The sequence below is a fragment of the Rubricoccus marinus genome, from assembly GCF_002257665.1.
GTDB classification, from domain to species: Bacteria; Bacteroidota; Rhodothermia; order Rhodothermales; family Rubricoccaceae; genus Rubricoccus; species Rubricoccus marinus.
On sequence record NZ_MQWB01000001.1, the window covers coordinates 966,293 to 979,285 of the forward strand.

At 70.4% G+C, this 12,993-nt stretch carries 12 protein-coding genes; 1 reads left to right on the forward strand and 11 read right to left on the reverse strand.

Annotated features, from left to right (window positions below; all coding sequences use genetic code 11):
- Nucleotides 1-3: 3 nt before the first annotated feature.
- From BSZ36_RS03800 to BSZ36_RS03845, 10 genes are all read right to left on the reverse strand, one after another.
- Nucleotides 4-360 carry a HesB/IscA family protein gene (locus BSZ36_RS03800; RefSeq protein ID WP_094546180.1) on the reverse strand — a complete coding sequence of 119 codons (357 nt, stop codon included), beginning with the start codon at nucleotides 358-360 and terminating at the stop codon, nucleotides 4-6.
- 259 nt (nucleotides 361-619) lie between these two features.
- Nucleotides 620-3,373 carry a lamin tail domain-containing protein gene (locus BSZ36_RS03805; RefSeq protein WP_094546182.1) on the reverse strand — a complete coding sequence of 918 codons (2,754 nt, stop codon included), beginning with the start codon at nucleotides 3,371-3,373 and terminating at the stop codon, nucleotides 620-622.
- Nucleotides 3,374-4,033, reverse strand: coding sequence for an SH3 domain-containing protein (locus BSZ36_RS03810; protein ID WP_094546184.1), 660 nt, complete (start codon nucleotides 4,031-4,033; stop codon nucleotides 3,374-3,376).
- Between the two features lie 71 nt (nucleotides 4,034-4,104).
- Nucleotides 4,105-5,310 (reverse strand): M20 metallopeptidase family protein, encoded by a 1,206-nt coding sequence (locus BSZ36_RS03815; RefSeq protein WP_094546186.1) that lies wholly within the window; start codon nucleotides 5,308-5,310, stop codon nucleotides 4,105-4,107.
- A gap of 102 nt (nucleotides 5,311-5,412) precedes the next feature.
- Nucleotides 5,413-6,651 (reverse strand): glutamate--cysteine ligase, encoded by a 1,239-nt coding sequence (locus BSZ36_RS03820; RefSeq protein ID WP_094546188.1) that lies wholly within the window; start codon nucleotides 6,649-6,651, stop codon nucleotides 5,413-5,415.
- 138 nt (nucleotides 6,652-6,789) lie between these two features.
- Complete coding sequence (locus BSZ36_RS03825) at nucleotides 6,790-7,608, reverse strand: hypothetical protein (protein ID WP_094546190.1); 819 nt, start codon at nucleotides 7,606-7,608, stop codon at nucleotides 6,790-6,792.
- Nucleotides 7,609-7,750: 142 nt separating this feature from the next.
- On the reverse strand, nucleotides 7,751-8,110 hold the full coding sequence (locus tag BSZ36_RS03830) for a DUF3037 domain-containing protein (protein ID WP_179271011.1): 360 nt from the start codon (nucleotides 8,108-8,110) through the stop codon (nucleotides 7,751-7,753).
- 1 nt (nucleotide 8,111) lies between these two features.
- Nucleotides 8,112-8,948 (reverse strand): HipA family kinase, encoded by an 837-nt coding sequence (locus BSZ36_RS03835; RefSeq protein ID WP_094546194.1) that lies wholly within the window; start codon nucleotides 8,946-8,948, stop codon nucleotides 8,112-8,114.
- A gap of 123 nt (nucleotides 8,949-9,071) precedes the next feature.
- Complete coding sequence (locus BSZ36_RS03840) at nucleotides 9,072-10,127, reverse strand: FecCD family ABC transporter permease (RefSeq protein WP_218827541.1); 1,056 nt, start codon at nucleotides 10,125-10,127, stop codon at nucleotides 9,072-9,074.
- Entirely contained in the window at nucleotides 10,124-11,026 is a 903-nt protein-coding gene (locus BSZ36_RS03845) for an ABC transporter substrate-binding protein (protein ID WP_094546196.1), read from the reverse strand. Before BSZ36_RS03845 ends, BSZ36_RS03840 begins: the two co-directional genes overlap by 4 nt.
- Before the next feature lie 65 nt (nucleotides 11,027-11,091).
- Here BSZ36_RS03845 and BSZ36_RS03850 point away from each other — a divergent pair, with 65 nt between their 5' ends.
- On the forward strand, nucleotides 11,092-12,075 hold the full coding sequence (locus BSZ36_RS03850) for a diacylglycerol/lipid kinase family protein (protein ID WP_143536743.1): 984 nt from the start codon (nucleotides 11,092-11,094) through the stop codon (nucleotides 12,073-12,075).
- Between the two features lie 41 nt (nucleotides 12,076-12,116).
- On the opposite strand, the gene BSZ36_RS03855 is transcribed toward BSZ36_RS03850, so the two are convergent.
- Nucleotides 12,117-12,803 carry an SH3 domain-containing protein gene (locus tag BSZ36_RS03855; protein WP_094546200.1) on the reverse strand — a complete coding sequence of 229 codons (687 nt, stop codon included), beginning with the start codon at nucleotides 12,801-12,803 and terminating at the stop codon, nucleotides 12,117-12,119.
- Nucleotides 12,804-12,993 lie beyond the last annotated feature (190 nt).

Here is a 12,993-nt window from a genome sequence, read left to right on the forward strand (position 1 = left end):
AAATCAGGCGTTGAACGAGGACCCGCAGCCGCACGTGTCGGTGGCGTTGGGGTTCTCGAACACGAAGCCGCGGGCGTCCAGGCCGTCGTGGTAGTCAACGGTGGTGCCCATGAGGTAGAGCCCGTGGCGCTTGTCCATGAACGCGGAGACGCCGTCGGCGACTTCGAATTCGAGGTCGTGCTCGCGCTTCTTGTCGAAGCCGAGGACGTAGCTCATGCCAGAGCAGCCGCCTCCCTTGACGCCGACGCGCAGGCCGAGCGTCTCGGGGATCTGCTTGTTGGCGACGATCTTGCGCACCTCGGTTGCGGCGCGGTCGGTGAGGTGGACGGGGGCCGGGCGCTGTGCGGTCGCGGTAGCCATCGTGTGCGGGTGTGTGTGTGGTCTCGAATCAGGAACGGCGAACGCTGTTCCATGCGTGCGCGAGGATTTCCGGCGACGCGCCGAGTTGCGGCGCCAGGGGCCCGAACGGTCTCACGGCCGTCCCGGCGGCGCCAAGCTACGCGAGAACAACGCCTGCTGGCCTCTGGCGGAGTACGCAAGAGGGATCGGACGCAGGCGCGTGACAGCACGGGTGGCCTCTGGCGCCAGCGGCCAAACCGCACCTGTCCTGAGCCGTCGTCTACAGGTCCCGCGCGAGGATGACGACGCTTTTGTACGCCTCGGTCGTCCCGCCCTCCGTGTCGACGGCCTCCAGGAGAACGATGTACGGGCCGATGCGGAGTCGTTCGCCACGGTCGTCGCGGCCATCCCAGAGAAGGGAGCCGGTGCGGCCCGTCAGGCGCGCGCCTTCAAGCTCGCGCACGGCGCGGCCGGCGCCGTCGTAGATCCGCACGCGCACCAGCGAGGCCTCAGCCTCCAGGGAGTACGAGATCGTCGTGCCCTCTTCGCCGCTGGCGTCGAAGGGGCTCGGAGAGACCGTGAGACCTGTGCCCTCTGGCGGTGCGGGTGTGCCGGCGCCGATGGAGTTGGGCGCGCTGGGCGTGCCGCCTCTGGGGTCCAGGCTGGAGGACCAGTTGTTCGAGTCGTTGGCGTCGGCGCGCGGATCGCGGCGCTCCAAGGAGACCCCGGTGGCGTCGTCCAACTCGACGCGATGCCAGGCGGGATCGAACACGACAGAGTCCAGAACCGCGCCAGAGGCCTTCAGGATCACCAGATCGCCGGCGTTGCCGAGACCGGGGAAGTCGTCGGCTTCGACGGCGGGAGCGTCGGGGAAGGTGGCGCGGAAAGCGGTCAGGTCGGCTACGATGGCCAGGAACTCGCCGGGCGCGAGAATGGAGGGCGTGCCGGTGACGGGGCGGTCGCCAGAGGCGTCGTCGTCCAGGACGAGATCGCGGAGGTCGAAGATCTTGTCGGCCGTCAGGTTCTGGATCTCGACGTACTCGCCGTCGCCGCCGGTCTGCGGATCGTACATGATCTCCGTGATCGCGAGGTCCCCCGCCAGAGGCGCGTCGGGCGTGCCGAAAAAGAACGTGGCGCTCGTCTCGTCGCGGACGTTGCCCGCGGGGTCACGGAGGCCTCTGGCGCGAACGGTCAGGAGTTGCCGGTCGGGAAACGGTGCACCGTAGGTGAGGACGGCGCCGACGACCGTCCCGGCGGACCCGTCGGAGGCCGGCAGAACGGTCACGCCCGTGGGCTGGCCGAGCCCGTCCACGGTATAGCTCGCGGGCGTCGAGGCGGACTCCGCTACGACGGGCTCGGTGAAGTCCAGCAGGACCGTCGTCGCGCCGGACGCGCTCGCGCGAGCGATGGCGGGCGCGGTCACGTCGGCGGCGAACGAGAAAGCGACGGAGCCGCTGGCGGTCGTGTTGCCGAGGAGATCGCGGAGGCCGCTGGCGACAAGCGTGAAGTCGCCCGCGGGGAGGCGGCTCGCGAGCGTAAGCGTGACGGCTGTGCCGTCCGCGCTGAGCGCGGCGGCAGTGACGGCCGGGCCGCCTGTGATGGAAAAGGCACCGGCGCTCACAGCCTCTGGCGCCAGAGGCTCGTCGAACGTGACGACGAGTGACGTCTCATTGGGCGCGACCGTGACCGCCAGAGGCTGCGGGCCGGCCGTGTCGGGCGCGAACTGGGAGTTCTGCGCGCCGGGCGTGCCGCCGCGCGGGTCGGTCGTGGTGGCCCAGTTGACGGCCACGCTGGAGGGGCCGGCGGGGTCCTTGCGCTCCAAACTCGCGTCCTCGCCGCCCCAACTCGGCGTGTAGGTGAGGGAGTCCACCGTGACGCCCTGATACTTGAGCACGATGGCGTCGCCGGAGTTGTTGAGCGCGCTCCAGGGGCTCTGCTCCACGAATGCGACGCCGGGGAAGAGAGCCTGGAATAGTGCGCCGTCCTCCACGATCACGGCGTAGTCGCCGGGCAGCACGAGGACCTGCGCGTCCGTAACCGGCTCGTCGTCGCCCACGGCGTCGTTGAGCGTGAAGTCCGAGAGGTCGAACGTCTTGTCGGTTCGGTTGAAGAGCTCGACGAACTCGCCGGGGTTGTCGGCGGTGGGCTCGTCGTAGAGGAACTCGTTGATGACGAGATCGCCGGGCACGGCGGCCGCGCCCTCGCCGAAGCCGAACGTGACCGAACCACTCGCGAGCGCGTTGCCCGCGCGGTCTTGGACGCCGCTGGCGGTGAGCGTGTAGCTCTGGAGCGGCGCCAGAGGCTGCGCGAGCGTGAGGCGCACAACGGAGGCGTCATCGTCCAGAACCTCGGCGCTCGCGGGCTGGCCGATTCCGCCGGAGATGGAGTAGTTCGCCGCAGTCTCGGCCGATGCGGCGTCGAGGGGTTCGGAGAAGCGCGCGACGACGAGCGTCGCGCTTTCGGCTTGTGCGCTCTGGAGTGTGGGCGCCGTGGTATCGGTCTCGAACGCCGTGTTCTGCGCACCCGGCGTGCCGCCACCAGAGGCCGTCGAGGTGGTGAAGTTGGGCTGCGTGCTCGGGCCGTCGGGGTCTCGCCGCTCCAGGCTCGCGTCGGTCCCGCCCCAACTCGGGTCATAGTCCACGGCGTCCAGCTCCGTCCCGCCGATGGAGATCGAGACCCGGTCGCCGCCGTTGTTCAGGCTCGGAAAGCCGCTGGCGGCGACGAACGCCACGCCGGGGAAGGCAGCCTGAAACGCGGCCTCGTCGCGCACGAGGACCAAGAACTCGCCCGGCGCCAGAGGCTGCGGGCCTGCGAGGGCATCGGCGGAGGAGCCCACGTCACTCAGCACCAAGCCCGCGAGGTCGACCGTCCGGTCGCTCCGGTTGACGAGCTCGACCCACTCATTGCTCGCGCCGCCCGTGGGCGGGTCGTACAGGATCTCGTTGATCACGACCTCGCCAGCGGCGGGCGTTTGCGCGAGGGCCTCTGGCGCGAGGAGGGCGGCGAGAAGCGCGAGAGGGAGGAGGCGGAGCATTTAGTTGTAGCGGAGGCGGCTCTCGGCGATCCAGCCGGAAAGCGTGCCATCGGAGACGGTAAAGGCCTCGACCTCGCACCAGCGGGAGCGCGAGCCGTTCTGAGGCGGGATGCAGGCCGTGACTTGGACGCGCGCGCCGCTGATCAGGCGCGTGACGACGGCCGCTTGCGTAGACGCCGAACTGCGGAGGTTTGTCCACCCGTCCGGGTCGTCAACCGTCGCGATGCGGGGAGCGGCCACCTCGCGCGGAGACGCCGGGCGCTCCACGAGGTCCAGGCCGGATTCGAACGCCCACCCCTCCTGCGCGCCAAAGGATACCTGGCACCAGCGGCGCCCGACCGTTCCTTCTTGGCATGAGCTGATGCGAACGCTCGACCCGTTGGACATCTGCGCGAGCGAAGCGGTGCGCGAGGATGGTCCTTCGCGGAGGTGCAAAAACGTGTCCTGCGGGTCGCGAATCGTTGCCTGCCGGTTTACCGCGACAAGCTGGGGCGCTGCGGTGGCCTCTGGCGTGGGAGACGTCGTGGCCGTCGTCTCGCCAGAGGCCGGGGCCTGCTGCTTGCCCTTGTACACGCCTGAGAACTCGTTGCCGGGGGCCGGGGCGTCGGGCGAGGGGCAGCCGACAAGGGCGGTGGCGAGCGCGAGCAGGACGAAACGCATGGCACAGACGGGAAAGCGACGCCCAAAGCTAGCGCCTGCCAGCGCTCCCTCTGGCGACCGGCGGGACGCCGTCAGGCCGCGCGGCCCGCGAGGTCGCGCAGGCACACCTCGGTCATCAGCTGCGCCGCCAGCGGCAGCGCGGCCTCGTCGAGGTCGAAGCGGGAGTGGTGGAGCGGGTAGCGCGTCCGCTCGCCAGAGGCCGTGCCGATGCGGAGCATGGCGCCGGGCACCTCGCGGAGGTAGTAGGAGAAGTCCTCGCCGCCCATGCTCGGCAGCGGGAGCTCGACGGCCGCCTCGGCGCCGAGCAGGTCGCGCGCGGCTTCGCGGGCCGTCTGGACCTCTGGCGCCGTGTTGACGACCGCCGGAAGGAGGTGCGCGTAGTCCACGTCCACGTCGGCGTTGTAGACGGCCCCGAGGGCGCCCGCCACGCGGCGGATCTTCTCGCGCAGGAACGTCAGCGTTTCCGTGTCCGAGCAACGGACGGTCCCGCCGAACTCCACCTGGCTGGGGATCACGTTGAGCGCATCGCCGCCCTGAATGCGGCAGATCGTGATAACCGAGGGGCGCCGCGCGTCGGTGACACGGCCGGCGAGCTGGTACAGCTCGGCCATGATCTGCTGCGCGATCCAGATCGTGTCGGCCGTCTCATGCGGACGCGCCGAGTGCCCGGATTTGCCGCTGGCGACCGTGACCAGAAACGGCGAGCACGCTGCTGTCAGAGAACCCGCGCGAAGTCCCACGCGGCCCACAGCAAGGGTTGGGTCCACATGAATGGCGTAGGCCGCGCTCACGCCGTCCAGCACGCCGTCGCGGATCATGACCGGCGCGCCAGAGGGCGAGCTTTCCTCGTTGGGCTGGAAAAACACCCGCAGCGTGCCGCGCATTTCGTCCCGGCGCGCGTGGGCCAGCATCGCCACGCCGCACGCGATGGTCATGTGCGCGTCGTGCCCGCAGGCATGCATCACGCCGGGCGTTTGCGACCGGTAGGGCGCGTCGGTGGCCTCGTCCAAGGGGAGCGCGTCCATGTCGGCGCGGTACGCGACGGTCGGCCCCGGGAGGGCGCCCTCGATCTCGACCGCGAAGCCGGTCCCCGCCAGAGGCTTGCCCGGCGCGAGGCCTCTGGCGGTGAGCCACTCGCGGACCGTTGCGGCCGTGACGTGCTCCTGGAAGCCGAGCTCGGGCCGCGCGTGGAGCGTGCGGCGGAGGTCCGTGAGTTCCTTGCGGAGCGCGGGGTTGGGAAGGCGGACGGGGGCGTCGGTCACGAGCTCTGGTTGCATATGCAAAGGTAATGGGCCGGTGACGGCACCGTTCCGCGAGGGCCTCTGGCGAGCGGGCACCGCACGCGCCAGAGGCGAGGTCCGTTGTCTGTGCCTACCGGCTCAGTCGTTCCGCTCGGCCGCCGCAGAAGCCTCGGGCGGGGCCTCGCTCGACCGCGGCGCCAGAGGCCGCGCGTTGATGCTGTCGCGGAACTCGCCCGCCACGCTGGCCACAACGTCGGGGAGGCGGCGGGAGTGCTCGAACACGCGCCGCTGGCGCTCGTAGCTCGCGCCGGCGTCGATCTGGCCGGGGATGGCGCCGAGCTCCTTTGCGCAGCCCAACCGCTCCGCGATGGGCATCATCCGCTCGACGAGCATCGGGATCACTTCGCGGAGCGATCCCTGGTCGCCTTCGTTGGTTTTGATGATGCTCGCGTCCAGGCCGTGACGGCAGGCGCGCCACTTGTTCTCGCGCACGATCCACGGCTGCAAGACGGGCATCGTTACGCCCGCCTCGTAGCGCTCGTCCAGTGCGACGACGAGCGTTTGGACCAGCGCGACCAGGCTCGCGAGCTCGTGCATCGTCGAGGGCGTGTCACAGATGCGGATTTCCAACGTGCCGAAGCCGGGGTGGGGGCGGATGTCCCACCAGATCTCGCGGATGCTCTGGATCGCCTTGGCGCGGACAAGCGTGTTCATGAACCGCTGGAACTCGCCGTAATTCGCCAGGCGGTAGGGGAGTCCGGCCGTCGGCATCCCCTCAAAGATCTTCGAGCGGCAGCTTGCCAAGCCGGTGTCCTCGAAGTCCACGAACGGGCTGCTCGAACTCAGCGCCAGCAGGTGGGGCAGGTACGAGCACAGCGCGTTGCTGACGGCGATTGCTTTCTCGCCAGAGGACAGGCCCACATGAACGTGGAGCCCGTAAATCAGCAAGCGTCGCGCCGGCCACTGGATGCGGTCGACGAGGCTTTGGTAGCGGTCGTTGGGGAAGATCTTCTGGTCCCGCCACTGCCCGAACGGGTGGGTCCCGGCAGCGGAAAGCGTCATGCCGAGCTGGTCGCCGAGGTGGTACACCTGGCGGATGGACGCGGTAAGGTCCACCATCGCTTCCTCCACCGTGGAGCACACGCCGGTGATGACCTCGATCGTGGACTGCGTCAGTTCTTGCTTGACGTGGTCCAGCGCCCCTTCCACGCCTTCGAGCCCTTCCAAAAGCTCGACCGAGCCCTGCCGGAGGTTGAACGACTGCGGGTCCACGACCTGCAACTCGATCTCGACGCCGATGGTGGGAGTGGGCGACCCGTTAAACGGGATCTTCGCCGGAGCGTCGAGGCGAGCGTTGTCGAGCGTAGAAACGTCCATCGGGTGGGTCTGGGGACAGGGCGTTCAATATCCCTTCACAGACGTACGGGGGCAACTACGCTTCGTCCCCGTCTACGCGGCCTCTGGCGCCAGAGGGAGCCGGGTGCACCTCGCGCCGGGTGCATCTCTTGACAGGTGCTACTCCGAGCGCTTGGGAAACAGCTTCGCGTAACGGGCCAGCATGGTCCGGGCTTCCTCCACGTCGCCGCCGTCGTCGGGAGAGAGTGCTTGCGCGATGGCTTCTGGCGTGTCGCCGGATTGGGCGGCGTCCCAGTAGGCGTCGGCGCGCTCCAGTGCGGAGTCGAACGCGTCGGCGTCCAGCATAACTTCTGGCGCTTCGAGGAGCGGCTGGGCGAACAAGGCGCGGGCCTCGGTCTCGCTCAACTCGCCATCGCCAAAGCCGGCGTGGACGGGGTCCTGGTCCGCGTCGATGCGGAAAGCGGCGTGGTGGAGAAGGTCGTCGAAGCTCAGGACCTCATGGCCGGTCTTCTGCGCCATCTCGATCTCCTCGGGGAGGAGCGCCTGCCAGTGGATCTCGGCGGCTTCGATCACGCCTTCGAGGCCCAGCATATCGTCCTCCTCGGCTTCGCCGCCGACGAGCTGCTCCACGAGCGCCTGACGCCGATGGGCGCGGGACGACGGCGAGAGCGAGAAAAACGCCCACAGCACGCGGGCGGTCTCCATCAGCGCGACGACCTCGTCGGGCGCTTTGTCGGGGTCGGTTTTGAGCGTGAACGCCTCTGCGGGGTTGAGCTCGTAGAGCGAGAACAGCGGCTCGGCGAACAGCGCGAGCGATTCGAACTGCACGCCCGTTTCTCCTTCGATAAGGGCCTTCACGATCCGCTTGCGTCGGATCTCGAACGCGTCATCGGTGGGCACGCCGGAGCCTGAGAACTCCATGCCGCCGGTGCCGAATGCGCCGCCGAAGCTGTCGAAAGGGTTGCCAAAGTCCGCCATGTGATACTGTTGCTCGGGAGTCAGGGAAGGGGTGAGAGACGCGAGCCGCCGGCTCTGGATTCCCCTCTCGCACTTCTTCACGGCACGGGCGAAGAGCGACTGGCCTCTGGCGCTAGAGGCCAGGGCTACCGGGTGGGGACGCTCAGAGAGATTGCGCGATGCGGTCGAGGGCGGCCTCGGGGTCGTCGTCCATGCCGGTGTGCACCGGCGACGGCTGCACCACGGTGGAACGCGTGGCCGTGAGCCAGTGGAACCGCTCGGAGGGTGGGTACACGCCCAGCGGTCCTTCGCCAGAGGCCATCTGCTCCATCGCGCGGAGGTAGCGCGTGAGCAGGCCTGCGCCCAGCCCTGGCCAGCGCGCCGCGAGCGCCTCTGGCGCCTCGGCCCAGCGCACGCCGATAAAACGCTTCTGGCGGCATTGCAGGATCACGCCCACGGTCTCGCCAGAGGCGAGGTGCACGCGCGGGACGACCCGGATGAGGGCGTAATCGTAGGCGGGCACGCTAGCGTCGGTAGGGGAGGGCGTCGCCCGTTCCGTGGGCGCCCTGGGCGCGGACGGCCTCGGCGACCCAGGCGCGCGGGGACTCCAGCCTCTGGCGAAAGAAGCGCGCGTAGGCCTCGCGGTTGGCCTCAGGCGTGGCGAACGGCGCGGTCCGGCCTTCGGGCGCGTCCATGTACAGGTCGTCTGGAATGGCGGCCAGGATCTCGACGATCGCCTCGTCGGTCAGGCGTGGGGCCAGGCGGGCGTCCGCCGCCTCGATGTCGCCAGAGGCGGAGAGGAGCACATGGTCTTTGATCGGCGCAAACGGGGCCCGTGCACGGGCTTCGTCCACGGAATCCCAGTTGTGGTGGAAGTAGAGCGCTGCGCCGTGATCGATCAGCCACAGGCGCGCGTCGTCGCCCGCGATGAGGAGGTTGGGGTTGCGCGCCGTCCGGTCGATGTTGGTGGTGAGCGCGTCCAGCCAGACGACCTCGGCGGCGAGGTCCGGCGAGACCAGGTCGCCAGCGGCCACGGGGTCGTACGGGAACGCGCCCTCGACGTAGCCCAGGCCGACGTTGAGGCCCACGCTTCCCTTGAGGATGTCCTGGATCTCGGGGTCGGGCTCGGCGTGCCCGAAGGCCTCTGGCGCATCCACGAGCGCGAGGTCTGGAAACGGCAGGTCCAGCGCCCGCGCGATGCCGCCGACGATGAGCTCCGCCAGGAGCGCGCGCGCGCCCTGGCCGGCTCCGCGAAACTTGGTGACGTACAGCCCGGCGTCGGTCTCGACGAGGGCGGGGAGGGAGCCGCCCTCCCGCAGCGGGGTGACGTAGCGGAGGGCTCGGTGCGTGGCGAAGGGCATCGGGCGCAGACCTCTTTCAGAGGTCCGAGTTCCGGGTTCTCGGTTCGGGGCTGCGCTAGAGGCCTCTGGCGCCAGAGGCAGAGCGGGCTCACCTTCCAGTCCCCAGTCCCCAGTCCCCAGTCCCTACACCATCGTCTCCGCGTTGCCTCGGCGCAGCAGCAGCAGGAAAAACGGGACGCCGCAAATCGCCGTGACCACGCCGACGGGCATCTCTTGCCCCGGCAGGACCACGCGCGCGGCGATGTCGGCCAGGAGCATGAACACGGCGCCGCCGCCGAACGCCAGAGGCACGAGGCGCCTGTGGCCCGGTCCGGCCATGAGGCGGATCGCGTGTGGCGCGATAAGGCCCACGAATCCGACGAGTCCCGCCGCCGCCACGAGCACGCCGGTGACGACGGCGGAGACCGCCAGAAGCCCCCGTTTGAGGCCTTCGACGGGCACGCCGAGCGCCATCGCGGGCTCCTCGCCTGTGGCCAGCAGGTCCAGCGGACGAGCGAGTGCCCACAAGACGGCGGCGCCTGCGGTGGAGACCGCCAGAGGCACGAGGACGCCAGGCCACGTCGCGCCCGCGAGCGAACCCAGAAGCCAGAACAAAACAGCGCGGAGCTTGTCGGGCTCGGGGCTCGCGAACGTCACAAACGCCGTCACGGCGCCCAGCAGCGCTGAGACCGCCACGCCCGCTAAGAGCAGCCGCGCCGTGGACAGCCTCGGCCCCTGGCGCGCGACGAGGAACACGAACGCGAGCGCGAGCCACGAGCCGACGACCGCCGCCAGAGGCATCGAGAACGCCTTGGTGAGAACGGGCGGCAGGAAGCCGAGGTAGAACAGCGCCGCGCCCGCGCTCGCTCCGCCAGAGGCGCCGAGCACGTACGGCTCCGCCAGAGGATTCCGCACGAGCGCCTGCATCGCCACGCCGATCACGGATAGGCCGCCGCCTACCGCGAGCGCGAGGATCGCGCGCGGCAGGCGGATCTGGTGCAGGATGGGCTCAGCCGCCCGGTCGCCCTCGCCGATGAGCGCCGCCCAGATCCGCGCCGGGCTCACGTTCGAGCTACCCACGAACAGCGAGAGCACGAACACGACGGCGCCGACGACCACGAGCCCGAGCACGACCGCGCGCAGCCGGGCCTCTGGCGAGACGGGCTCGTTCGGGAGATCCGAGGGCGCCTCTGGCGTCACGCCGCGCCAGAGGCGAACGCCTCGGGGTGCAACCGCCTTGCGATGGTTTCGAGCGCCTCGACCGTCCGCGGGCCGGGCCGCAGGATGGGGTCTGCGGGGATGCTGTAGACGCGCCCGTTCTGCACCGCCGAGAGTCCCGCGAGGGCGGGCGCGGCCTCGATCAGCCTCTGGCGCGCGTCGCCCTCGCCAGCGATCAGGATGACCTCGGGTGCGTTTTCCAGCACCCACTCCACGGACGGCGCCGCGGCGTCGCCCGAAAACGCGTCGGTGACGTTGTCGGCACCCGCCAGGCGGACGACTTCGCTGGCGTACGACTCGCGCCCGAAGGCGTACAACGCGCTGTTCTCGGCGCCGATGAGGAGCAGCACGCGCGGCCGTGGCATCGCGGCCGTCTTCGCGCGGACAGCGCCAACGCGCGCCTCGAACGCGTCGGCGGCGGCGGCTCCGCCAGAGGAGGCGAGAAGCGTGTCGAGCGTGCGGAGCGCCCGGGGGATATCGTCCACCTCGGCAAAGCGGAACGCGTAGGCGGGGATGCCGAGACCTGCCAGCGCGTCCAGGTCGGCGGGCGGGTTGAGGCCAACAACGCCGAGCGCGAGGCCGGGCCCGAGTTCGAGGATCCGCTCGCGGTCCAGCGGCAGCGAGGCGAACCGCGGCACGCCTCGGACCTCGGCAGGCCAGTCGTCGGCGGTCGCAACACCTGCGAGGCGGTCCACGCCTGCGGCGACGGCGATCATCTCCGTCAGGTTCGGCGCCAGAGGCACCACCGTTTCGGGCGCTCCCGCGAGGGAAACGCTGCGCCCGTCGTCGTCCGTGAACGTGCGCGGGCCCTCGGCCTCTGGCGAGGCGCACGCACCGAGCGCGAGGAGGCAAACCGCGAAAAGAAGGGAGCGGACGGGCATTGCAGAGACCGCAGAGCGGGCGAAATCGGGGCGCGGGTAACTTACCGACCCCACCCCCGGCGTCTGTGCGCTTCGCTTTCGTTCTCAACCCGGCGGCTCGCTCGGGCCGCGCGGCTCGCGATGCGGAGCCCATCCTCGCAGGCGCCCGCGCGCTGGGGATGGACGCGAGCCTGCACGCAACCACCGCGCCCGGTCACGCCACCGGTCTCGCCAGAGGCCTTGCGCACACGCACGACGTGGTGGTGGCGGTGGGCGGCGACGGGACGGTCCACGAGGTGATGGGCGGGCTCATCGGGACTGAGGCGGCCTTCGGCGTGCTCCCGCTCGGCACCGGCAACGACCTCGCCTGCGCGCTCGGCATGCCGACGCGGCTCCCGGCGGCGCTCGCGGCGCTCTCCAGCGCGGCCGATGGCGCCCCGCGCATGATGGACGTGGGACGCGTGCGCTGGACCGAGGAGGGCGGCGCCAGCGGCGAGCGCGTGTTCGCCAACTGCGTCGGCGTGGGGTTTGACGCGATGGTGGCCACCGAGGCGGCGCGCTACAAACGGCTCGGCGGGCGCGCGGCCTACCTCGCGGCCACGCTCCGCAGCCTGCGCCTCTGGCGCCGCCGCGATCTCGTCGTCGAGGTGCGCACGTCGGGCGGTGTGGAGTTGACGGCTGCTGGCGAGGTAGAGTCTTCGGGCGAGGACGCGCTCTTTTACCATGGCGCTTTTTTCCTCTGCGAGGTCGGCAACGGGCATTCCATCGGCGGCGGCATCCTGCTCACGCCAGAGGCCGTGCCGGACGACGGCGCGCTGGACCTCTGCCTCGCGCGGCCGCTCACGTTTGGGCGCATCGCGCGGGTCTTGCCTCTGGCGCTCAAGGGCGCGCACGTGGGCGAGCCTGAGGTCTCGATGGGGCGCGCCCAGCGCGTGTCCATCCGCGCCGTCCGCGGCGTGCTTCCCATCCACGCAGACGGAGAGGCCGTCGCGACGCGCGCCACGCGAGTCCAGACCGAGGTGCTGCCGGGCGCGATCCGCGCGCTCTGGGGGCCAGGCTCGGATCGGTAACGGGCTTCTGGCGCCAGAGGCATCGCAGAACCTGTTGGGCTCTAGTCCCCCGCGAGGAACGATTGCAGGCGCCAGCGGCCGCCGCCGTCTTCCCAGAACGCGGCGCGGTAGCCCACTGGGCTGAGCGCTTTCTGCGAGGCCACGTACGCGACCGTCGAATCTGGAAGCCGAACCATCCGCCAGCCGCCGCTTGGAGGAGAGAGGGCGGGCACGATGATGTGGCTCAGCCGCGCCACGATGGGCGCCGACATGCTGGGCCCCTCGCGCGCCGGCACGTTTTCGCTCACGATCGCGACGTTGGAGAACGGGTCCTCCTCGCCCGGCCACAGGCCGTACACGAACGGCGCCGTCACGGCCTCGTCTTCTTCCACGCTCCCGGCATCCAGCACGCCCGCGAGGACGCGCCACGGGTCGCGCCCCTCGGGCGGGTCCCCGCTGAACCACATCGTGCGGAAGCCTTCGGGACCACCGGGCTCGTCGCCAAAGGAGAGCCTCGCGCCAGCGGCCACGAGCCCGAGAAAGGCCGCCGTGTCCTTCCGCGCGACGGCGTCGCGCAACTCGGACCGGAAGCGCGGGAAACCGGGCACGTGCCTGCCGTCGTCCACGGGCACGAAGGAGCCGCGGAACGTGGGGACGGACGCCTCTGGCGGGGGCGGCGGGGGCTCGGGATCGGCGCAGGCGCCGAGGGCGAGCGCGGCGACCAGGAAAAAACGTGGGGACGCAGGCATGGGTGAGAGCAGCGTCAGGGTGAGGTGGAGTCTACGCCTGGCGCGGGTGCCCCGCCCCGGGACGGGTGATTACCGAACCGTTCGGGCTCCCAAACGGAGCCTCTGGCGCCAGAGGCCCGCCGCTGCTCGGACTCTGAACACAACCTCGGAGACGGAGCGGCGTACCATAGAGCCTCCCCTGCCACGTCTC